The sequence below is a fragment of the Micromonospora sp. NPDC047557 genome (assembly GCF_043205095.1).
Classification (GTDB): domain Bacteria; phylum Actinomycetota; class Actinomycetes; order Mycobacteriales; family Micromonosporaceae; genus Micromonospora.
In genome coordinates this window covers 1,174,441-1,194,855 of record NZ_JBIDDK010000001.1, presented here as the reverse complement: position 1 = coordinate 1,194,855, position 20,415 = coordinate 1,174,441, and the positions used below count along the sequence as shown (strand labels likewise).

At 71.1% G+C, this 20,415-nt stretch carries 24 protein-coding genes and 1 tRNA gene; 12 read left to right on the top strand and 13 right to left on the bottom strand.

Features of this window, described 5'->3' with window-relative positions; genetic code table 11:
* Positions 1-147: 147 nt before the first annotated feature.
* From ACGGAQ_RS05560 to ACGGAQ_RS05525, 8 genes are all read left to right on the top strand, one after another.
* Positions 148-549 carry a winged helix-turn-helix domain-containing protein gene (locus ACGGAQ_RS05560; protein WP_354994865.1) on the top strand — a complete coding sequence of 134 codons (402 nt, stop codon included), beginning with the start codon at positions 148-150 and terminating at the stop codon, positions 547-549.
* A gap of 58 nt (positions 550-607) precedes the next feature.
* A complete protein-coding gene (locus ACGGAQ_RS05555) occupies positions 608-925 on the top strand; it encodes a hypothetical protein (protein WP_393044878.1) in 318 nt (105 codons plus the stop codon).
* 125 nt (positions 926-1,050) lie between these two features.
* Positions 1,051-1,491, top strand: coding sequence for a hypothetical protein (locus ACGGAQ_RS05550; protein WP_393044876.1), 441 nt, complete (start codon positions 1,051-1,053; stop codon positions 1,489-1,491).
* Between the two features lie 589 nt (positions 1,492-2,080).
* Positions 2,081-2,350 (top strand): DUF4873 domain-containing protein, encoded by a 270-nt coding sequence (locus ACGGAQ_RS05545; protein WP_393044874.1) that lies wholly within the window; start codon positions 2,081-2,083, stop codon positions 2,348-2,350.
* Positions 2,351-2,571: 221 nt separating this feature from the next.
* Positions 2,572-3,354: a hypothetical protein gene (locus ACGGAQ_RS05540; protein ID WP_393044872.1), complete on the top strand. Its 783-nt coding sequence runs from the start codon at positions 2,572-2,574 to the stop codon at positions 3,352-3,354.
* Positions 3,355-4,341: 987 nt separating this feature from the next.
* On the top strand, positions 4,342-5,913 hold the full coding sequence (locus tag ACGGAQ_RS05535; protein WP_393044870.1) for a replication initiator: 1,572 nt from the start codon (positions 4,342-4,344) through the stop codon (positions 5,911-5,913).
* Positions 5,910-6,107 (top strand): excisionase family DNA-binding protein, encoded by a 198-nt coding sequence (locus ACGGAQ_RS05530; protein WP_393044868.1) that lies wholly within the window; start codon positions 5,910-5,912, stop codon positions 6,105-6,107. Before ACGGAQ_RS05535 ends, ACGGAQ_RS05530 begins: the two co-directional genes overlap by 4 nt.
* The gene (locus ACGGAQ_RS05525) at positions 6,107-7,327 is read left to right on the top strand and encodes a tyrosine-type recombinase/integrase (protein WP_393044866.1); all 1,221 of its coding nucleotides are present in this window, start codon (positions 6,107-6,109) and stop codon (positions 7,325-7,327) included. The genes ACGGAQ_RS05530 and ACGGAQ_RS05525 overlap by 1 nt, the downstream gene beginning before the upstream one ends.
* Before the next feature lie 84 nt (positions 7,328-7,411).
* On the opposite strand, the gene ACGGAQ_RS05520 is transcribed toward ACGGAQ_RS05525, so the two are convergent.
* Positions 7,412-7,483: transfer RNA gene (locus tag ACGGAQ_RS05520), tRNA-Lys, on the bottom strand.
* A gap of 215 nt (positions 7,484-7,698) precedes the next feature.
* Here ACGGAQ_RS05520 and ACGGAQ_RS05515 point away from each other — a divergent pair.
* Together ACGGAQ_RS05515 and ACGGAQ_RS05510 are read left to right on the top strand one after the other, a co-directional pair.
* The gene (locus ACGGAQ_RS05515) at positions 7,699-8,001 is read left to right on the top strand and encodes a hypothetical protein (RefSeq protein WP_393044864.1); all 303 of its coding nucleotides are present in this window, start codon (positions 7,699-7,701) and stop codon (positions 7,999-8,001) included.
* A 129-nt stretch (positions 8,002-8,130) separates the two neighbouring features.
* Positions 8,131-9,213, top strand: a complete 1,083-nt coding sequence (locus ACGGAQ_RS05510; RefSeq protein ID WP_393044862.1) for an NAD-dependent epimerase/dehydratase family protein — start codon at positions 8,131-8,133, stop codon at positions 9,211-9,213.
* Between the two features lie 99 nt (positions 9,214-9,312).
* Here the strand turns inward: ACGGAQ_RS05510 and ACGGAQ_RS05505 are convergent, their stop codons facing one another.
* The 7 genes from ACGGAQ_RS05505 to ACGGAQ_RS05475 form a co-directional block, all read right to left on the bottom strand.
* A complete protein-coding gene (locus ACGGAQ_RS05505) occupies positions 9,313-10,509 on the bottom strand; it encodes a hypothetical protein (protein WP_393045690.1) in 1,197 nt (398 codons plus the stop codon).
* Positions 10,510-10,614: 105 nt separating this feature from the next.
* Positions 10,615-11,364 (bottom strand): ZIP family metal transporter, encoded by a 750-nt coding sequence (locus tag ACGGAQ_RS05500; RefSeq protein WP_393044860.1) that lies wholly within the window; start codon positions 11,362-11,364, stop codon positions 10,615-10,617.
* Positions 11,365-11,406: 42 nt separating this feature from the next.
* Complete coding sequence (eis, locus tag ACGGAQ_RS05495; protein WP_393044858.1) at positions 11,407-12,597, bottom strand: enhanced intracellular survival protein Eis; 1,191 nt, start codon at positions 12,595-12,597, stop codon at positions 11,407-11,409.
* Between the two features lie 89 nt (positions 12,598-12,686).
* Positions 12,687-13,379, bottom strand: a complete 693-nt coding sequence (locus ACGGAQ_RS05490; RefSeq protein WP_393044856.1) for a hypothetical protein — start codon at positions 13,377-13,379, stop codon at positions 12,687-12,689.
* Entirely contained in the window at positions 13,376-14,221 is an 846-nt protein-coding gene (locus tag ACGGAQ_RS05485; RefSeq protein ID WP_393044854.1) for an ATP-binding cassette domain-containing protein, read from the bottom strand. The genes ACGGAQ_RS05490 and ACGGAQ_RS05485 overlap by 4 nt, the downstream gene beginning before the upstream one ends.
* A complete protein-coding gene (locus tag ACGGAQ_RS05480; RefSeq protein ID WP_393044852.1) occupies positions 14,218-14,556 on the bottom strand; it encodes a PadR family transcriptional regulator in 339 nt (112 codons plus the stop codon). Before ACGGAQ_RS05480 ends, ACGGAQ_RS05485 begins: the two co-directional genes overlap by 4 nt.
* Positions 14,557-14,657: 101 nt before the next feature.
* Positions 14,658-15,377 (bottom strand): protein phosphatase 2C domain-containing protein, encoded by a 720-nt coding sequence (locus ACGGAQ_RS05475; RefSeq protein ID WP_354853691.1) that lies wholly within the window; start codon positions 15,375-15,377, stop codon positions 14,658-14,660.
* A 62-nt stretch (positions 15,378-15,439) separates the two neighbouring features.
* On the opposite strand from ACGGAQ_RS05475, the gene ACGGAQ_RS05470 reads away from it, so the two are divergent.
* Positions 15,440-16,495, top strand: coding sequence for a LuxR C-terminal-related transcriptional regulator (locus ACGGAQ_RS05470; RefSeq protein WP_393044849.1), 1,056 nt, complete (start codon positions 15,440-15,442; stop codon positions 16,493-16,495).
* Positions 16,496-16,502: 7 nt separating this feature from the next.
* Here ACGGAQ_RS05470 and ACGGAQ_RS05465 read toward each other — a convergent pair whose 3' ends face one another.
* A complete protein-coding gene (locus ACGGAQ_RS05465; protein ID WP_393044847.1) occupies positions 16,503-17,063 on the bottom strand; it encodes a helix-turn-helix domain-containing protein in 561 nt (186 codons plus the stop codon).
* A gap of 56 nt (positions 17,064-17,119) precedes the next feature.
* On the opposite strand from ACGGAQ_RS05465, the gene ACGGAQ_RS05460 reads away from it, so the two are divergent.
* A complete protein-coding gene (locus ACGGAQ_RS05460) occupies positions 17,120-18,361 on the top strand; it encodes a benzoate/H(+) symporter BenE family transporter (RefSeq protein WP_393044845.1) in 1,242 nt (413 codons plus the stop codon).
* An 8-nt stretch (positions 18,362-18,369) separates the two neighbouring features.
* On the opposite strand, the gene ACGGAQ_RS05455 is transcribed toward ACGGAQ_RS05460, so the two are convergent.
* From ACGGAQ_RS05455 to ACGGAQ_RS05440, 4 genes are all read right to left on the bottom strand, one after another.
* On the bottom strand, positions 18,370-18,738 hold the full coding sequence (locus tag ACGGAQ_RS05455) for a hypothetical protein (protein ID WP_393044843.1): 369 nt from the start codon (positions 18,736-18,738) through the stop codon (positions 18,370-18,372).
* A gap of 78 nt (positions 18,739-18,816) precedes the next feature.
* Entirely contained in the window at positions 18,817-19,068 is a 252-nt protein-coding gene (locus ACGGAQ_RS05450; protein WP_393044841.1) for a hypothetical protein, read from the bottom strand.
* Positions 19,069-19,149: 81 nt separating this feature from the next.
* Entirely contained in the window at positions 19,150-19,611 is a 462-nt protein-coding gene (gene mscL / locus ACGGAQ_RS05445) for a large conductance mechanosensitive channel protein MscL (protein ID WP_393045688.1), read from the bottom strand.
* Between the two features lie 48 nt (positions 19,612-19,659).
* On the bottom strand, positions 19,660-20,367 hold the full coding sequence (locus tag ACGGAQ_RS05440) for a FadR/GntR family transcriptional regulator (RefSeq protein WP_393044839.1): 708 nt from the start codon (positions 20,365-20,367) through the stop codon (positions 19,660-19,662).
* Positions 20,368-20,415 lie beyond the last annotated feature (48 nt).

The window sequence follows — 20,415 nt, the reverse complement described above, 5'->3', positions numbered from 1 at the left end:
GAGGCACCAGGTCTCCCTCGGGTGTTCTTCGATCTCACGGGCAGGTGGAGCCGGTCGCCGGCTGTTGTCCCAGCTCATGTCACCATAACGACGTAGGACTGTAGATACAATAAGATGTAGAATCGTTGGACACATAGCGTTACATTCGTGATCGACCCCAGCGCGGATCGCGCCGTGTTCCGGCAGCTCGCAGACCTCCTGCGAGACCGGATCGCGTCTGGCGACCTCGCGCCCGGGGCCTCGCTCCCCAGCGAGCTGCGGTTGGCTCAGGAGTACGGGCTGAGTCGCACGAGCGTCCGACAGGCTGTAGCGCTACTCCGGTCGGAAGGGCTCGTGATCGTGGAACCACCGCGCGGCACGTTCGTCCGCGCCGACGAGCCGACCGAAACGGTGTCGCTTCTCAAGGGCGACACCGCCACCGCTCGGATGCCCACCCCCGCCGAACGGCGCGAGCTGGAGATCGGTGAGGGCATCCCGGTCATCGTGATCTTCCGGGCCGACGGCTCACGCGAGGTGTACGCCGCCGACCGCATTCGCGTCGGCCGCTGACGCAACCTCGGCGAACCCCGGCGGGGGGATAGCACGGGCAAGCCGGCAAGATCGGCCCGTGGCTCACGAAGAAGACTTTCTCCGCTGCGAGGTGGTCGCATGGGTCAGCCATGACTTCCCGGGCTGGGTGCGCGTCCTCCTGGTCGACGCTGACGGGAAGTCATGGTTCTTCGTCGACAAGGTCCCCGTCTTCACCGACCGTCAGCTAAAGGCCGACACTCGTCTGCCAGCACCAGTTCGCCTGCGATGCAGTATTGCCGGCAACGACGAAGACGGCGCCCTAGTCGTCTCCACCCATCCGGATGGGGTCGCAGCAGAGGATGGCCAGACGGTGTTCCGGGTACGCGAGAACCAGCTGGACCGACACACGGTTTAGGAACGGGGTAGCGCTAGCCGCTCGGCCAGGTCTTCTAGCAGGACCGATGCTCCATCACTTGCAGGTAGCGCGGCTGATCATTCCGCCCATATTCCGGATCTTGCGGCCTCGCCTACCCTCGTCGCATGAGTTCTCAAGCTGTGAGCGCGACCGTCGCCGTCGCGGCATTCGCTCTAGGGGTCATCAATCTGTGGTACTCGGTCCTCCGACCCTGGTGGCGGAACCGGATCGCGCAGCCAGACGCCAGGCTTGAGCTTCTTGCATACGAGACTCGGCATGGCTGGGACCAGGACGAACGTGTGGTGGTGGCCAACCACGGCCCCGGGACCATGAAGGATCTCGAAGCTCGGGTCTTCGACGATAACGGCGACGACTACACAGACCGGGTGGGTGTCCTCTGGCCGAAGCTCCCGGCCCCTGCTCTCCATCCGGGACAGACGTTGCACCTCAAGCTCACGCCGTCTCTGGGAGACACGCGCCCCGGACGTCTACTCGTCCGCTGGCGGGACGGTCGACGGAACGTTCAAGAACGAGAGTTCTGGCTGTCCTACCACCGGGTCACGTGACGGCCAACAGTTGCAGCCCGCACGACCAGTTTGGAAGACGCCTAGATCTGCGCCCTTAGCCGCCGGTGAGCAGCGTAGCCTCGCTCCAAGATGGGCAGGGTCCCTCCTGTGCCTACCCTCATCGACCGTTGTTGACTGCTACGTCGGGCAAGAAGCGGGCACGCCTCCAAACCCCTGGGTCTGAGTAGAACCAGCGCGTATCGTTCCTCGTACTCCCCGACAACAGGTGCCGCCGGGGCACCCGAGGCGTGAGCCAAACCGGTGGGAGTAAGAGGTTGTAGCGGGGTTGCAACACGCGTAGCGCGCGTCCGGCGCTCTGAGTAGACCCCACCGGACCCGGCGCGTGCCGATGACGTCCTTCGTCCCGAAGGAACGACCAGTGCTGGCTGAGCTGCTTGAACCCCCGCGTGGAGCTAGCCGAACCGTCCGTTGCGGTCCGTAGATGTGCGCCTACGCCCGCGTCAGTCGTCACTCAGCTAGTCACCCTGCCGTGTGTGCCCCCAACGCTGAGAGTAGACGACCCGCACTTGCGGCCATCCCCGTTCCTGGAGGGCAAGCCATGTCGGTGCCCCTCGCTAGCCTTGTCGGCATGACGATCCTCGCTAACTACCGAGGCCCCGCAACGCTTCTGGTCACCGGCTCTGGCAACTGGCCGGTTGAGGTTGACCTTGTGGCTGAGCAGGAAGATGACGGCCTGAAGCACTGGCACGGCAGTATTCAGGCGTCGGAGGAGGCGACTTGGGCCGCTGCGACCGCTCAACTGGCTCACCTACGGCTGCCCGACGGCCGCATTGGTGACTTCGTACTTAGGTCGGGAGAGGTGTCAGGTAGCGGCCGACCTCCCTTCGGAAAACTGTAGCCCTGGTCTTGCAGGGCCGCGCAAGTCACCGCTCCACGCGCCGGCGCTCGCGCCAGTCGCAAGCGGCAGCTTAGGCGGTTTGGTGACCGCACCTACCCGGTGTCGGGAATCGAAGGTCCAGCACCCCTGTTGTTGCTGATGCCCCTGCGCCCACCATTTAACTCGGAGGAGTTTTGGTCGAAACGGACTTTTGGGCTACGAGCGCCCAGACCATGCCAGTCTTGGCTCTGGCGATCGTTGTCGAGGCCCGATCGATCATGTCCAAGTGGGTGCCAGGCGAGCAAACAGTTATCAAGAGTATCCAAGGAGCCACTTGGGCGGCCCCTCTTGTACTTTACGCAATCGCCATCCCACAATGCTTCCAAGCGCTCGCGGGCAGCCAAGTTTCGGCAGGCTGGACCGAATTAATTCCGTTCGCCATTTCGTTGGGTGTCGCTTCCTTGGTCCTTAATCCGGCGCTCGAATTGCTCATCCGATCCAACGCTCGGGCTGCGGCCTACATCCTTCGCTTTTTGAGCAAACCTCGATCAATTTTTAAGATCTTCAAGCTGCGCCTCAGCGCCTGGCGGCTTAAAAGGACTCTCCACAAGTTGCATCGCGAGGTGAACTGGTCAGAGATAAACCTGAGATCTCTCCGGTGGAAGCTCGACGAGGCGGGAGCTGCCTTGCTGCCCGAGGGACGTAAGATTCATGCGGACCTGTCAAATCAGATCGAACGCATCGCGGCTAGAAGGATTCATCTCACGCAGATAGAGATGGACCTGAAATCGCGGCGCAGCGAGATTAAAAAAGAGTACCAAGAAATACGAGAGGAACACCTTCAGAGATTGGAGGCCGCCCTAACCGGGACCGAGCGGGAAAGGGCACACTCAAGCCAAAAGGTCTCTCAGGAGCACACGGCGATAAGCCCTGACGCCGCAGTGCACCCTGCCATCCCGTCTGCCATCGACCCGCCCTCCGGGGAGCGGGCCGCCGCCCGGCCCGCCACGTCAAGCGGACATTGACGCAGGTTCGGGCGCTGGCGGGTCGGGCGGTGGTCTGCTCGGCTTGCCCGGCTCGATGGCAGGCGGGATGGCCTACGCAACCACACACGGACCATGACCGCCGACGGTGCCCCGGCCATCCTGGAGCCGGAGCGCCCCCGCCGGAGGCGCACTAGCCGCAACCCCGCGACCGCCACCAGCTCGCCGACGCGGCCGGCGTGCGCTCCGCTACGCCGCGCGGGCTTCGTGGCCGCGCGGCCCGGCCGGCTGCCGGCCCAACCCCCTCACCGGTCAACGGTCTGTCGTTCTGCGGCGGCACTCCGGGATTTCCGCTCTCCGCGCCAGCCGACGGGCGTTCTGCGTGGCCGGCGTGGAGCGACAGCGGAGCGTCGGACGCGCGCCCAGGCGGCGGCGCGTGCGGCCCGTTCAGGGCCGCCTTGATGGACGTACAGAAAGTTCTCCCACACCGGCCGGCAGCCGGCCGTCCGCCCCCGGCGCGAAGGGTCACGGCGGGTTGACGTGTCGGTACCCGGTGCTACTCTGGCGCTCGTCGAGGACGCCAGCGCGGCCTTCCTGCCGGATCGCTGGACTCGACGTCGGAGATGCTGAGCGGCCGTCCTGCCGCTGACGCGGGCCACGTCCCGTCGGCTCTCGATCGGACCGGCCGCTGCGCCGGCTTCTCGAATCCGCTGAGCGGCCCAGCACGGCCTCCCTGCCGTCCACGATGGCCCGGATTCGCACATCTCCACGGGTGGGGGCAGCCTGCGGCAACCCGCCGGATGCCGATATCCCAGGCTCCCTACCCGTGCCGGCCCTTGATCATCGAGTCCACGAGCGTGAAAGGACATGACCCATCGGCGGGAAGTGGCATCACCACGATTCCGCCCTCCGGCGTCAGCCGCCCTCTCGGCGGTGCCAGGAGACACGACGAACACCACCAGCGGACACCTGTCCACGGCTGGTGGTGCTTCGTCTCCCGTCCCTGCCACCCCTGAAGAGGAGACAGTCGTGTCCACCGCCCCGCTCGCCCTGTACCGGCCCGGCATCGCCCTCGGCCGTGACGCCCAAGCCCTGCACCGCGCCGCCACGCCGGAGTTCTCCGGCTGGATGGAGCACACCCGCCCCGCCGGCGGCTGTGCCCGCCCGATCCGCCTCACCGGCACCATCGCCGCCGTCGACCGGGACACCGGCCGCATCACCGGCCGGCTGCATACCGACGAGCTGCCCGACCGGTCGCTGTACAAGGCGTGCGGCAACCGCCGCGAATCGGTGTGCCCGGACTGCGCCTGGGTCTACCAGGGCGACGCTTACCAAGTCGTCTGTCGCGGCCTGACCGGCGGCAAGGGTGTCCCGGACTCGGTCGGCCGGCACCCGGTCGTCTTCGCCACCTTCACCGCCCCGTCCTTCGGCCCGGTCCACCACCGCCACGTCCCGCGCCACACCTGCCGCAACCGGCAACGCTGCGACTGCCGTCCCGACCCCTGCCGCGCCCGCAGCAACGCCGGCACCTGCCAGCACGGGCAGCCCGCGGCGTGCTTCGCCCGCCACGACGCCAACGATCCGCGGCTCGGGCAGCCGCTGTGCCTCGACTGCTACGACCACGCCCACCAGGTCGTCTGGAACCACTTCTCCGGCGAGCTCTGGCGGCGCACCAAGCAGGCCGCCGATCGCTACCTCGCCGCAACGTGCCGCCGGCGCGGCATCCCCAAGGTCGGCATCGTCACCGCCTCCGGCAAGGTCCGCTGGGTGCCGCCCGTGCGGGTGTCTCACGGCAAGGTCGCCGAGATGCAACGCCGGGCCGTCGTGCACTTCCACGTCCTGCTGCGCCTCGACGGCGTCGACCCCGACGACCCGGACGCTCTCGTGCCGCCGCCGGCCGGCATCACCATTGACGACCTGGAGGCCGCGATCCACGCCGCCGCTCGGCAGATCACCATCACCACGCCACCGCACCCCGACCAGCCCGACGGTTGGCTGGTCGCTTGGGGCGAGCAGGTCGATGTCCGCCGAATCAACACCACGAGCGGCGAGCTGACCGACGGCAAGGTCGCCGCCTACCTCGCCAAGTACGCCACCAAGGCCACCGAAGCCACCGGCCACTCCTTCCCCCGCCTCACCCCGGCCACGATCGACGACTACGCCGATCCCGAAGGCGACCACGTCGCCCGCCTCATCGACGCCTGCTGGCATCTCGGCCGCCCCAGCCGCACCGACATGACCGGCGGCGCCGCAACCGCAGACGACCGTCAATACAGCCTTGACACCAAACCCAACGTCTACGGCGGCTTGCGCCGCTGGGCGCACATGCTCGGCTTCGGCGGCCACTTCCTCACCAAAGCCCGCCGCTACTCCGTCACCTTTGCCCTGCTCCGCGACATCCGCGCCGCCTACCGGCGGGAGGAGGGCGACGTACCGGCCGACACGGTCAGCGTCGGCACCCTCACCTACATCGGGTCCGGCTGGCTCACCGAAGGCGACGCCCTGCTTGCCAACACCGCCGCCCGACAGCGGCGCGAGAGCAGACGCATCGGCCGGGAAGAACTTGCCCACGAAGCCTGGCTCGTCGGGGCCGCCGCATGACCCACGACCTCCGCCCCCGCTGGTACTCGCCCGCCGAGGTCGCCGTGCTGCTCGGCTTCGGCATCTCCAAGGTCAAGATGAAGATCGCCACCGGCGAGCTGCGCTCCATCAAGGACGGCAAGTACCGCCGCATCCTCCCCGAATGGGTGGACGACTACATCCGCGACCAGGTCGAGCGGCAGGAGGCGGCCTGATGCCCGGACGTGCACGAGCCAACGGCGAAGGCTCGATCTTCCCGTACCGAAACGGCTTCGCCGCGTACGTCTGGGTCGAGAAGCCGGACGGCAAGCGGGGCCGGAAGTGGGTCTACGGCAAGACCCGCGAGGAGGTCCACGACAAGTGGATCAAGCTGCACGGACAGGCCAAGGCCGGCCCGGTGGCGACGCGCTCGCCAACGGTGGGGGAGTACGCCGGCTACTGGCTGCGCGAGATCGTCAAGCCGAACCTGGCCCCGGGCAGCTACGTCACCTACGAGGTGGTGGCCCGGCTCTACCTCGTGCCGGGGCTGGGCCGGAAGCGGCTCGACAAGCTCCGGGTCAGCGACGTCCAGACGTGGATCAACGAGGTCGGGCGGACCTGCCAGTGCTGCGCCCAGGCCAGGGACGAGAGGCGCAAGCCCGCCCAGCGTCGCTGCTGTGCCCTCGCACGCTGCTGCCGGGATCTACCCTCGGCAACGAGCGTCACCCATCTGCGGACCGTGCTTCGGACGCTGCTGTCCCAGGCGATCACAGAAGGGCTAATCACCCGCAACGTCGCATCCCTGGTGAAGCTGCCGCCGGTGCGGAAGCGCAAGCGGAAGGCGTGGACGAGCGATGAGGCGCGGCGTTTCCTGGAGTCCGCCCGCGCCGACGACGATCCGCTCTACGCCGCGTACGTCCTGGTCCTGGTGCTCGGTCTGCGCAAGGGCGAGATGTTGGGGCTCACCTGGGCTGACGTCGATCTCGACGCGGGGGAGTTGACCATCGATCGGCAGCTCCAGCGGGTCGGTGCCGAGCTGCTGCACCGGGAAACCAAGACGGCCGCCTCGGACGCCACCCTGCCGCTGCCGGACATTTGCTCTGTGGCGCTCGACCGGCGTCGTCAGGCCCAGGCCGTCGCCCGGGACGCGGCCGGCTCCGCCTGGCAGCCCTCGGACCTGATCTTCACCACCCGCTACGGCAGGCCGGTCGAGCCGCGCAACTTCAACCGCTTCTGGGACCGGCGCTGCGACACGGCTGGCGTCCGGCGGATCACGGTTCGGGACGCCCGGCGGACCTGCGCCTCGCTCCTGGCTGACCTGGACGTCCACCCACGGGTGGCGATGCAGATCCTTCGGCACGCGCAGTTCGCCATCACCATGGAGATCTACACGGTGGTGTCATCGGCGGCCACCCGCGACGCGCTCAAGCGACTCGGCAGCGCACTGGACCGGTAAGGCGCTACTGCTGTACTTCGCTGCTGTACGACCCGTGCTGACAAAGGCAGCGGCCCCACAAAGGGCCGCTGAGCTGGAACGGAGTGGGCCGCCAGGGACTCGAACCCTGAACCTATGGATTAAAAGTCCACAGCTCTGCCATTGAGCTAGCGGCCCGCGCGCTCAGGTTACCTGACAGTCAGCATCGCTGACTCTCGGCTTCCAGCCGGCCGTCGATGCCTGGCGGTTGCCGGCCCGGACGGCACCTGATCAACACCGGGTCGGTGATGTGGCGGTGTCCGGAGCGGTGGATACCGCCACATCGGGGAGGTGGAGTGGATCAAGCCGACGCCACCGTGTGTGGCGAGGGACGGCTGGGGAATGGGACGGGCATGAGCGCGAGCGGCAGCCCGGCGGTGGCGGCGTCCGGGGAGGAGATCGGGCCGGACGGCGTACGTCAGCCGGGCGGGGAGGTGCACGCGTGGCTGCCCGGCCAGAACCAGACCATCTGCGGTCTGGCGCTCAGCCGGACCCGGCTGCGCCGCTTTCCGCACGTGCGCTTCGACTACCTGGGTACCGACGTGCTCACCGAGGCGGACGCGGTGGGCTGGGTCTGCCCGCGTTGCCTGGCGGCCACGCTCGGTCGCCGGGGCAAGGAGAAGCACGGCTGGGTCCGCGACTCTCCGCGCCCTTGATCGACTCGGGTTCAGGGAAGGCGGGCTGTCCCGCCCTCGCCGATACCCCGAGATGCAGGAAGCCGAGTGGATCAAGGGCGCGGCGCGCGGCAGCGGTTGACCGGCTGCTGGACGGGTACGGGGTCGGGCATGCGGATCGTGGTGGTGGGGGCGAGTGGCAACGTCGGTACGGCGGTGCTGCGGCGGCTGCGCCGGGAGCGGGGTGTGGAGCTGGCCGGGGTGGCTCGGCGGTTGCCCGGCCCGGATGCCGGTACGCCGTACGACCAGGTGGAGTGGCACTCCTGCGACATCGGTGCGCCGGGCGCGGCGGGCCAGCTAGCCGAGGTGTTCGCGGGAGCGGACGCGGTGGTGCACCTGGCCTGGCAGATCCAACCCAGTCACGACCAGCGGGTGCTGCGCCGGACGAACGTCGACGGCAGTCGGGCGGTGTTCGAGGCGGTGGCGCGGGCCGGGGTGCCGGCTCTGGTGTACGCCTCGTCGGTCGGCACGTACGCGCCTGGCCCGAAGGACCACCCGATCAGCGAGCGGTGGCCGGCCACCGGAGTCTCCGGCTCGTCGTACAGCGAGCACAAGGCCGAGGTTGAGGCGCTGCTCGACGGGCTGGAGGGGGAGCACCCGACGCTGCGGGTGGTTCGGCTGCGGCCCGGTCTGATCTTCCAGCGGGACGCCGGTACGGAGATCACCCGCTATTTTCTCGGCCCGTTGGCGCCGGTGCGACTGCTGCGCTTCGGCCGGATACCGCTGGTGCCGACCAACCGGCGGCTGCGGATGCAGGCGGTCCACGCCGACGATGTGGCTGACGCGTACGCCAGGGCTGTTCTGGGTGATGCGCGCGGCGCGTTCAACGTCGCCGCGGACCCGGTGCTGACCCCGGAGCTGGTGGCTCGGCACTTTCACGGCTGGACGGTGCCGGTCGCCGCTCCGGTGCTGCGGCTGGCGGCGGCGCTGACCTGGCGGGCGCGGTTGCAGCCGGTGGACGCGGGCTGGGTCGAGTTGGGCCTGAACGCGCCGCTGATGTCCAGCGAGCGGGCCGAGACCGAGCTGGGATGGGTACCCAAGATCGACGCTTTGACCGCGCTCAAGGAGCTGTTCGTCGGCATGGCCGGTGGCGAGCACACGGCCAGCCCGCCGCTCTCCGCGGCGCGCACCCTGCCCGGCCGCCCCGCCGGACTCCTGCACGCCCACCCGCCAGGCGAAAAGAACCCCTACTGACGCGGTGATCAAGAGTTTTGGGTCAGAAAACCCGGCCTCGGTGACCCGAACCTCTTGATCACCTCCGGTAGCCGACGGGCGGGCAGGAGGACGGGCGGGTCAGGCGGGCTTGGGGCCGATGACCTCGGGGTTGCGGGCGCCCAGGAAGAAGATGCCGCGGTAGCCGGGGGTCTCGAACTTGCCGCTCGGGTTGCGGCGCAGGGTGGAGTTTTCGATCTTCATCGTGCCGGTGCGGTTGTTGCTGACGAAGAAGATCGCGCCGCCGCCCTCGTTGGCCTTGTTGTTCTCGATGACGGTGCCGGCGATCCGTACGGTGAACTCGTTGCCGTCGCAGTAGATCGCGCCGCCGCTGCCGCCGCCGGGCGTGCCGGACTTGGCCGGGTTGGCGCCGCTGCCGATCGCCTCGTTGTTCCTGAGCAGGCTGTTGAGCACCACCCACGACACGCCGATGCTGCTCAGCGCCCCTCCGTTCGAGCAGGAGCCGCCGTCGAAGGTGCTGCTCACGACGTACACCGGCTTGTTCTCGTACTGGCTCAGCACCCGGACGGCCGCGCCGCCCAGGTCGGGGCCGGTACGGTCGCAGCGGTTGTGGACGAAGCGCGAGTTGACCACCTTGAGCCGCCCGCCGCGGACGAAGATCGCGCCCCCGCCCCCGCCCTCGGTCTTGTCGCCGGTGGAGTTGCCGTCGGCGAAGGTCAGGTTCTGTACGGTGAGCTGCGGGTGGTCCTGGTTCTGGCAGTGCGAGGTGGTGAAGCCCTGGGCCTCGTCGCAGGTGTTCATGTAGAGGATGCGGCGCTGCCCCTGGCCGCTCAGCGTCACCCTGCCGCCGCCGTCGAGCACGACCTTCGGCCCGTTGGCGTTGCGGACCTTCGCGGTGGCGGCCATCTTGATCGTCACCGGGGCCGGTCCACAGTTGAACGTGATGACGCCGCCAGCGGCCACGGCCTTCACCACCGCCGCCGAGGTGCAGCTCGCCGGGGTGCCGGTGCCGATGGTGCGGGTCGGCTTCGACGTGTCCACCGCGCGTGCCTCGGTCGGCACTGTGGCGTGGCCGTTCGGGTTGCCGGCCGCGAGCGCCTTGGCGGCCGGGGTGGTCGGCTTCGGGCTCGCGCTGGCCCCGGGGCCACCGAGACCGTCGCGGCCCGCCGGTGCGACGCCCTGGTCGCCCGTCGAGAGGGCGTCCGGCGTGGCCTCCGGGGTGGCCGACGCGCCGGCCGGAGCCGGATCGGTGGACCCGCAGGCGGGCAGGGTCGCGGTGGCGACACCGAGGACGAGCAGAGCGGCAAGCGACGTCATGCGCACCCGCTGATGCTAGGAGCCCCGACGGCGTCACGACGAATCCGCCGTGCCGGCTTAATGCGCCGCTAAGCAACGCCGCTCGACGGGACCGCCGGCAGCCGCTTACGCGTGGGAGAGCGCGAAGGCCGTCAGGAAGCCAGCCACCGTGATGAGGCCGACCAGCAGGTGGGCGTTCTCGAACGCCTCCGGGACCATCGTGTCGGTGATCATGGCGAGGATCGCGCCGGCGGCCAGCGCGGTGATTCCGGCCAGCACCTCCGGCGGCGCACCGCCCAGCAGGGTGTTGCCGACCAGCGCCGCCACACCGCTGATCAGCGCGATCCCGGTCCACAGCAGGAAGACGTACCGCCGGGTGCGGCCGGCCTGGCGCATGCCGGCCGCGCTGGACAGCCCCTCCGGGACGTTGCTGAGGAACACCGCCACCACGGTGACCAGGCTGACCGCGCCGCCGCTGAGCAGGCTGGCGCCGATCACGACCGATTCCGGTACGCCGTCGAGCAGGGCGCCGACGGCGAGCGCCGACCCGGAGCCGGGCTGCTCGTCCTCGGAGGGCTGCTGGTCGCCGGAGCGCTTCCGGTGCCGTGCGCCGTGGCGGGCGAGAGCCACGTTGGCCAGGGTGTAGACGATCGCGCCCCCGGTTGCGCCGAGCACCGTGGGCAGCATCCCGCCCTGCTCGTGCGCCTCGGCGATCAGCTCGAACGACACGGCGGAGAGCAGCACCCCCGCCCCGAACGCCATGATCGACGCGATGATCCGCTGCGGCACCCGGGCGAAGAAGCCGACCGCCGCCCCGATCAGCAGGGCCGACCCGGCCAGCAGTCCCCATCCACCCGCCTGCAACCACTCCGGCATTCCGCGGACCGTACCCGCTGGGGCGAGGTCGGCAAACCGCGCTCAGAAGTCGGCGAAGACGTACGGCACCCGGCGCCCGAAGATGTCGCGCAGCTCGGTGGCGGCGTCTGCCGGCACGTCGCCCAGCCCTCGCAACGGCAGCTCGGCCGGGTCCAGCACCCCGTACGCCAGGGCGGACAGCCCGGCCGCGGTCAGTGTGGCCGTCGGCGTGCGGCCGCTGTCGTCGGCGACCAGCTCCAGCGCGCCGGTCGTACCGTCGAGCAGATGGGTGCCGGCCAGCCACCGGTCCCCGGTCAGCTCGACCCGGACCCGGCCTGGGCCGACGGGCAGCCCGTGCAGCGCGTCCAGCGACAGCAGCCGGGCCATCGGGGCGGACGAGCCCGGCCGGCCCACCCGCGCCTCGACGTGCACGTCCAGGTCGGTCAGCCACAGCTCCGGCAACTCGTCGGGCGGGACCTGGACGGTGACGCGTTCGACCTGGTCGACGTGCCGGGCGAAGAACTGCAGCAGCAGCGTACGGGCGAGGGGGTCGTTGACCAGCAGCTCGTTGCCGATCAGCGTGCCGCCGTGGTCGTCGATCCGGTACGTGACAGCGCCGGTGACCTCACCGGCCACCCGGGCGGTGACCAGCCAGTACTCGTCCCGGTCACGCAGGCCGGCCGCCCGGTGGTCCGGGAACACCGAGAAGCCGTGCCGGGTCTGCAGGCAGCGCTCGGTGAACGCCCGCCACGTGGGATAACCGGCGGCGATCCGCTCCCAGCCCACCTCGCCGGGCAGCTCGGCGCGGACGAGTGGGCCCAGGTCAGCCGGGGAGAAGGCGACCGTACGCGGCTTGGGCAGCCCGACGTAGCCGAACCGGGCGTAGAAGCTGGGCCGGAACGGGTAGAGCGCGCTGAGCACGTGCCCCTCGTCGCGCATCTCGTCGAGGAGCTGGTGCAGCAGCCTGCGGACGTGCCCCTGCCGGCGGGCCAGCGGATGGGTGGCCACCCCGGCGACACCGGCCATCGGCAGTACCACGCCGCGCAGGTTCTGCCGCATGCCGATGGCCGAGACGGCGGCCAGGGTGGTGCCGTCCTCCTCGACGATCAGCGTCCGGTTGCCCTGGTTGTAGGGCAGGTAGTCGCGGAACGCCTCCACCCGGGCGGCACTGAGCGGCGATGCCTCGAAGGCGTACGCGGCCAGCGGGAAACTCGTCGTGAGACGTTCGTCGGCGGTCACCCGTCGGATGGTCATCCGCCCATCTCAACCCGCCGCGCAGGTCCCAGCAACCGGATTGGCCCGATCCGTGGGCGCCGCGGCCCGAACCACTGTGCCGACGCCCGTCAGCCGACGGGCAGGTGCCGCAGGTGCCGACGGCGGCGCAGCCGGACGGTGGCCACGAAGGCCACACCGAGGGCGAGCAGGGCGGTGACGACGATGCCGTGCAGCACTCCCCGGGCGAGGTAGCCGCCGTCGGTGTGGTCCACCGACCAGGTGGCGATCTCCCGTGTCGACCAGAACGGCGTCAGCTTCGCGCCCGATCCGGCCGGGTCGATCAGCATCTGCACCGTCACCACGGTGAGCAGCAGCAGCGTCCCCTCAAGCTCGCGGGGCAACAGCGCGCCGATCAGCATCCCGAACGGCGCGGCCACCCCGACGGAGCAGAGCAGCGCCGCGGCCAGACCGCCGTATCGCAGGTCGGCGCCGTCGAGCCAGGGGAGCGCGAAGAACGGCACGGAGATGACCAGGCCGACCGTCCACAGGCCGAGCATCCGTCCCAGATAGAGGTGATGCGGCCGGTAGCCGGCCAGCCGCAGCCTCGGCTCCAGCTCCCGGGCGGCGGTGGTGGCGAACAGCGCCGCGGTGCTCACCGCCCAGCCCACGCCGAGCAGCAGCGAGCGGACCGACTGCCCGAGGTAGGCGTCCCGCCGGATCAGGTAGAAGGTCAACGGCATCAACAACAACAGCAGGAGTACGCCCCGACGCCGCAGCAGTTCCCGCAGGGTCATCTCGGCGACGGTGACGAGCCGGTTCACGGGTGGCCTCCCTGGACGCCGGGCGCGCGCCACCCGGACTGTGGTGCCGGGGTCAGGTCGAGCACGGTGTCCACCCGGTCGAGTTGGTTGAGCAGGTGCGTCACCACGACGATCGCCGTGCCCTCGTCGCGCAGCGCGCTGAGCTGGTCCCAGAAGTTGACGTAGGTGCCCTGGTCGAAGCCCTGGTACGGCTCGTCGAGCAGCAGCACGTCCGGATTGCTGAGCGCGGACATCGTCAGGTTGAGCTTCTGACGGGTACCGCCGGAGAGATGTCGGGCCTGCACGGCGCCCCCCGCCTCCCAGCCGAGCTGTCGGGCCGCCGCCCGGCCGGCGCGGCGGGCCGGTCCTCTGGCGACGCCCTGGCCGGCGCCGATCAGGACGAAGTGCTCGTCGGGTAGCAGGAAGTCGGCGGTGCCTCCGGACTGGGGGCAGTAGCCGAGCCGCCCGGAGACCGTCACCTCGCCGCTGTCGGGTGAGATCAGCCCGGCGCAGATCCGCAGGAAGGTGCTCTTGCCGCAGCCGTTCGCGCCGACGATGGCGGCGATCTGTCCGGCCCGGACGGTCAGTGTCGCGTCGCGCAGCACGGTCTGGCGGCCGTACCGTTTGGTGATGCCCCTCGCGTGCAGCCGGACCGGCCCGGGCCGTGGCCCGGGGGCGGTGCCGATGCTCTCGACGATCGCGTTCGCGTAGTGCTGGGGTGGGCCGAAGACGACCCGGGGGTCCCCGCCCCCCTCACGCAGGTGTGTGGCGGCCTCGGCGACCACGTGCCGGGCGGCGTCGGCCGCGACCCGGCGCTGGTGCAGTTCGGCGGTGAGCGCGCGTAGCCAGTCGTCGGAGTTCACCGGGCGACCCCCTTCGTGACGATGTCGTTCACCGGTCCGACGAAGGTGAGCCAGGCGGCGCCGCCCTGGCGCAGCGCGGTGTGCCCGTCGTCGGTGAGCCGGTAGTACTTGCGGGCCGGCCCGGCGGTGCCCTCCCGCCACTGGGCCGTCACCAGGCCGGTCTTCTGCAGGCGCAGCAGAACGGGATACAGGGTGCCGCCCTGGATCGGCCCGACGCCCGCCGCGTCGAGCGACTGGGCGAGCTGGTAGCCGTAGGACTCGCGTTCGGCCAGCAGGGCCAGTACGCAGATGTCGAGCACCCCCCGCAGCCACTGCCCGCGCCGGTCCGATTCCACCCGCCGGACACTAGCGGTGTCAGCTAGATGGCACAACTACCTAGTAGCGCCAACGGAACTCACGCGGCCGGTCTCGGGGACCGCCGAGCAGCCCGCGTGGGTCAGCGGGTCGTGACGTCGGAGACGACGACTGTGACGTTGTCCGGAGCGCCGGCGTGGTGGGCGAGCTTCACCAACTGCTCGCCGCACTGCTGCCGGTCGGCGTACATGCCCAGGGTCGTCGCGATGGCCTCGTCCTCGACGTAGTCGGAGAGCCCGTCGCTGCACAGCAGCAACCGGTCGCCGGGGACCACCGTGAGCACGCCGACGGCCGGCGGAGTGTCGGCGCCCTGCACGGCCCGGGTCACCAGGGACCGCTGCGGGTGGTGCCGGGCCTGCTCGGGGGAGAGCGTGCCCTGGTCGACAAGCGCCTGCACGAACGTGTCGTCCCGGGTGAGCTGGGTCAGCTCCCCGTCGCGCAGCAGGTAGCAGCGGGAGTCGCCGACCTGGGCCAGCACCAGCGTCTCCCCGGCCAGCAGCGCGGCGGTGAGCGTGGTGCCCATCCCCTCGCGGGCCGGGTCGACGGTGATCGCGGCGTGGATGCGCTGGTTGGCGGTGCTGACCACGGCACGGAGGGCGTCGGCGGCCCCGTCCGGGTCGGTGGGCGGGGCCAGCTCGTCCAGGATCCGGATCACGATCTCGCTCGCCACCTCGCCCGCGGGCAGCCCGCCCATGCCGTCGGCGACGGCGATCAGGCGGTCACCGGCGAGGGCGGAGTCCTCGTTGTTGGTGCGGACCAGGCCGATGTCGTTGAGGATGACCGAGCGGAGGATCAGCGTCATGGTGTCAGCTTGCCAAGAACACCCTGCCTTCGTCTCTACGCACTACTGCGTAGGGTTGAGAAATGATGCCGGTGTCCATGGTCGGACGCGCCGGCGAGCTCGCCGAGCTCGACCGGGCTTGGTCCGCCGTGGCGGCCGCACGCCGCTCGGCGCCCGCCGTCGCGGTGCTCACCGGAGCGGCGGGGGTGGGCAAGAGTCTGCTGGTCGCGGCCGCTGTGGACGCCTTCGCGCCGCGTCCCGCGCTGGTCCTCTCCGGTGCCGCCCGGGTGCACGGCCCGGCCCCGTACGACTGGCTGGCGGCGGTGCTCACCGGTCGGGACACCAGCCGGCTCGGCCTGCCGTCGGACGCGCTGGCCTGGCTGGCCCAGCAGCCCACCGCACCCCGCGAGCGGTACGCGCCGGGCACCCTGCTCCGCCTCGCCGTGCGGACGGTCCAACTGCTGGTCGGCGCCGGCCCGGCCGTGCTGGTCGTGGACGACCTGCACGCGCTCGACCCGGCCAGCGTCAACCTGGTCGGGGAGTTGGCCACCGTCGCCGACCTGCCCGCCCTGCTCGTGGTGGCCAGCCGACCGCCGGCCGACGCGGTGGCGCCGGACCTCACCCGCCGCGCGCTCGCCCGGCTCAGCGGCGTGCGCGGCGCCGTCCGCCAACATCTTGGCCCGCTGCGCCCGGCCGAGGTCGCCGAGGTGCTGACCCAGGTGTACGCGGGCAGCACCCCGTCCGGTCGGCTGGTCACCTCCCTCTGGCGGTGCACCGGCGGCAACCCGTACGCGCTTACCGAACTGCTGGCCGCACACGCGTCGGAGGGACCGGAGGCGTTGCTGCGGCGGCTGCCCGGCCCGCGTCAGCCGACCGCATCGCGCGCTCCGGCGTCGTCGGCCGATCCGGTCGTCGACGTGCCGCTCGACCCGGAGTTGACCGCTCGCGAGGTCGAGGTGCTGGGCTGCCTGGTCGCCGGGATGTCCAACAAGCAGGTGGCGAAGGCGCTCGGCATCTCGGTGCGTACGGTCACCGTGCACGTGTCGAACCTGCTGCGCAAGACCGGCTCGGTGTCGCGTACCGAGGTGGCGCTCTGGGCGGTCCGGCACCGGCTGCCGGTGCCCGCTCCGGTGGACTGAGTCGGGTTCAGCGGCGCGGGTAGCGCAACAGCAGGCTCGCCGCGACCTCGTCGTCGCCCACCGCCGCGTAGCTGTGCGGCACGTCGGAGACCCAGCGCAGGTGACCGCCGGCCGGGGCGGTCAGCGGCGCGTCGGCCGGGCCGGCCCGTAGTACGCCGGCGAAGACGGTGATGTGTTCGGTGACGCCCGGCTGATGGGCGGGGGAGATCTGCACGATGCCGGGTGCGACGCGCATCCGGTACAGCTCGTAGGTCGCGTCGGCGTCGTCGAACACCTCCAGCAGGGTGGCGGTGACCGCGGCGCCGTGCACGGTGGGCTCGGCGGCCGGCTCGGCCAGCACGGCGGTGAGCGGCACGCCGAGCTGCGCGGTGACCGCCCAGAGCGTCTCCAGCGTCGGGTTGCGGATGCCGTTCTCCAGGCCGGAGAGGGTGGCCTTTCCGACACCGGCGAGCCGCGCCAGTGTGGACAGCGAGATCCCCCGCTCCTCCCGCAGGGCACGGACCCTCCGGCCGACGACGGCGGGATCCACGTCGAGGCCCGGACGGCGGGCTGGTGGTGGCTGCGGCACCGGGCTATCGTGCTACACGCTGTCGTTCCGTAAACGGAACGCTTGGGGAGGTCGGGATGGCGGGACGGGCGCAACCGGTGCTGGCCGGCGTCGTGACCGCGCTGGTGGGCTTCGCCAGCTCGTTCACCGTCGTGCTGGCCGGGCTCCGCGCGGCGGGCGCGTCGGACGCGCAGGCCGCCTCCGGCCTGCTGGCTCTCTGCGTGGCGTGCGGGCTCGCCGCCGCCTGGCTAGGCTGGCGGCACCGGATCCCGATGAGTGTGGCCTGGTCGACGCCGGGCGCGGCGCTGCTGGTGGCGACCGGGCCGCCGACCGGCGGTTGGCCGGTCGCGGTGGGCGCCTTCCTCGTCTCCGGGGCGCTGATCGTCGCGGCCGGGCTCTTCCCGCCACTGGGCCGGGCGGTCGCCGCGATCCCCAAGCCGGTGGCCGGCGCGATGCTCGCCGGTGTGCTGCTGCCCCTGTGCACCGCCCCGGTCCGCGCGCTCGTCGAGCTGCCCCGGGTGGCCGGCCCGGTGGTGCTCGGCTGGCTGCTGCTGCACCGGTTCGCCCGCCGCTGGGCCGTGCCCGGCGCGCTGCTGGTGGCGGTGGTGGCGATCGCGCTGACCGCGCCGCCGGCCGGGCTGAGCGGTGCCACGCTGACCCCGTCGCTCGCCCTGACCGCGCCCGCCTGGAACGCGTCCGCGCTGGTCGGGCTCGCCCTCCCGCTGTTCCTGGTCACGATGGCGGCGCAGAACGTGCCCGGCATGGCGGTGCTGGTCGGCTACGGCTACCGACCGCCGTTCGGGGCGGCGCTGCGGGCCACGGGTCTGGCCAGCCTGCTGGCCGCCCCGGCCGGCGGGCACGCGGTGAACCTCGCGGCGATCACCGCAGCGCTGGCCGCCGGCCCCGACGCCCACCCGGACCCGGAGCGCCGGTGGGTCGCCTCGGTCACCGCCGGGCTCGGGCTGGCCCTGCTCGGGCTGGGCGCCGGCGTGGCCACGGCCCTGGTCGCGGTCGCGCCACCGATCCTCATCGAGGCGGTCGCCGGCCTGGCCCTGCTGGGTGCGCTCGCCACCGCGCTCGCCGCGGCGGTGACCGACCCGGCGACCAGGGAGGCCGCCGTGGTCACCTTCGTGGTGACCGCCTCCGGTGTGACGCTGATCGGCGTGGGCGGCGCGTTCTGGGGGCTGGTCGCCGGCTGCCTGATGCTGCTGCTCTTCCACCGCCGCCAAGCCGCGCCCGTCTCGCCCGCCCCGGAGAGATCAACACCAGGTCAGCGAAGTGACGCCATCCCCGCCGACCGGACACCGCAACATCACTGACCCGGCGGTCACTCCTCGGGCGGCAGGTCGGCCACGCCGACCGTGAGGCGTACCCGGCCCTCCGCGACGGCGGCGATCCGGTCGGCCGGCACGTAGACGGCGCCGACTGCCGAGTCGGTGGAGACCTTCAGGTAGCCGGTGTGCAACAGCCGCGCCGCCAGGTCGGCCGGAACGTCCGGCTCCTCGACAGCCGTCGCCTCGATCAGCTCGTCCAGGCTGCTGCCCGGGTCGGCGGTCGGTGTCTGCACGGTCACCGCGTTGGGGTCGCCCCGCTGGACGAGGTCCACGGTGCCGACCTCGGTGCCGGCGGAGTCGATCACCGACATCCCGGTGGTGATCCGCGAGATGCTCGCCTGCTGCTCGTCCTGCTGGTCCATCCCTCAGCGGTTCCCGGGGCGGCGCGCCACTAAACGCCGTCGCCGCCCCACCGGAGGCTCAGCCCACCCGCCGCCCGCTCAGCTGTTTGGGAGCGTCCAGCTGCCCGGTGGGCGCGGGGACAGCTCCCGCCAGGTGTCCGAGCCGTCGAGCAGCGCCCGGACCGTCTCCTCGGCCTCGTCCGCGCTGCCGTACTCGTAGAACCGGGAAATGCCCTCGGCGCCGCCGGCCCGCTGCTCGACGTGCCAGCGGTCGGCGTCCACCCGCAGGAAGACGTCCCGCCGGGCCAGCCGCCCCCATTTCCCGTTCCACCAGTGCTTTCGCTGCTCCATGGCGGGACTCTATCGAACACACGTACGAGAAGATGCGGCCCCTGCGGGATTCCCGCAGGGGCCGATGTGCATCCGTTCGGGTCAGCGCGGCGCCGGCGGTTCGGTGCGGCGGCCCAGCACGTCATCCAGCGCCCCGCGCTGCTGGCCGGGGGTGGTGTGGCCGGCGGAGACCAGCGCGTCCCGGATCTCGGTGAGCAGCTTGACCTCCTCGCTGGGCGCGGAGGGCGGCGGCTCCTCGCCCCGCTTGCGCCGCTCGGCCAGCTTGTTCATCGGGAACACCACGAGGAAGTAGAGCACCGCCGCGGTGAGCAGGAACGTGATCAGGGCGTTGAGGAACCCCGCCCAGTCCACGAAGTTGCCCTTGCTGATCTCCCACTGCCCGGCGAACTGATCCTCCCCGCCACCGACCAGCTTGATGATCGGCTTGAGGAACGATGTGGTGAATGCGGTGACCACGCCCGTGAACGCGGCGCCGATGACGACACCGACCGCCAGATCGACGACGTTGCCGCGCATGATGAAATCTTTGAAGCCCTTGAGCATCCGTACTCCCGAGGTGTCCGGTTTTCCGTCCGGCACAACCTATGCCCCTCAGGCGGGCTCCAGAAAAGCGCCGGCTTCGATCGCCGCCCGACCCGCGTCGCCGGCCCGGATCGCCTCGACCAGCCGGGTGTGGTCGACGTAGCGCTCGGGTGTGAGCGCGTCTCCCATCGCCTGGGCGACGGTGCTGCGCAGGGCCGCGCCGACCGAGGCGTACAGCTCGGCGAGCATGGTGTTGTGCGCGGCGGCGACCACCGCGACGTGCAGGGCCGCGTCGGCCTCGACGAACGCGTCGACCCGGCCGCCGCGCCAGGCAGCTTCGCGCTCGGCGAGCGCGCCGTCGAGGGCAGCCAGGTCCTCCGGTGTACGCCTCAGCGCGGCGAGCCGGGCGGCCTCCACCTCGAACGCGCGCCGGACCTCGATGACCTCGTTCATCCGGTCGTCGCCCAGTCGGCGGGCCACCACCGGCGCCAGCTCGTCGGTGGACACCACGTACGTGCCGGAGCCCTGCCGGCACTCCAGCACCCCGGCGTGCACGAGGGCGCGGACGGCCTCGCGGACAGTGTTGCGCCCGACACCCAGCGCGGCGACCAGCTGTGGCTCGGTGGGGATGCGCCCGCCGATCGGCCACTCGCCGCCCAGGATCCGGGCCCGGAGCTGCTCGATGGTCTGCCGGACGCGGTGCCCGCGAGGCGGCACGGCGGCCCGGTCGCGGGGCGGCGCCGACGGCGCGGTGGGGGAATCGACCGACGGTGGCACTGGTTACATCACCGGCCCTAAATTCATCCCATGATTGTAGGTTAGAGG